Origin of the sequence: Microtetraspora niveoalba (assembly GCF_001570405.1) — a bacterium.
Lineage (GTDB): Bacteria > Actinomycetota > Actinomycetes > Streptosporangiales > Streptosporangiaceae > Microtetraspora > Microtetraspora niveoalba.
In genome coordinates, this window is record NZ_BBYM01000097.1 from 1 (window position 1) to 520 (window position 520).

The window sequence follows — 520 nt, forward strand, 5'->3', positions numbered from 1 at the left end:
CCAAGATCCCCCCCGTGGAGGACATGCCGTTCCTCGAGGACGGCACGCCGGTCGACATCGTCCTGAACCCCCTGGGTGTTCCCGGACGAATGAACGTCGGCCAGGTGCTGGAGACACACCTAGGCTGGATCGCCGCCCGCGGGTGGGACGTCTCCGGCATCGAGGAGGCCTGGGCGGAGCGCCTGCGTGAGAAGGGGCTCGCCAAGGTCGAGCCGCGCACCAACGTGGCCACCCCGGTGTTCGACGGCGCCCACGAGGAGGAGATCGTCGGCCTGCTGAACAACACCCTGGTCAACAGGGATGGTTCGCGCATGGTCGGCGAGAACGGCAAGGCGCGGCTGTTCGACGGCCGTTCCGGTGAGCCGTTCCCGCACCCGATCTCGGTCGGCTACATCTACATCCTGAAGCTGCTCCACCTGGTCGACGACAAGATCCACGCGCGTTCGACCGGTCCGTACTCCATGATCACTCAGCAGCCGCTCGGTGGTAAGGCCCAGTTCGGCGGCCAGCGCTTCGGTGA

The 520-nt window shown here is 66.9% G+C and carries 1 pseudogene; it reads left to right on the plus strand.

Features of this window, described 5'->3' with window-relative positions:
• Positions 1 to 520, plus strand: a pseudogene (locus AWQ70_RS37135) (DNA-directed RNA polymerase subunit beta); the annotation flags it as partial.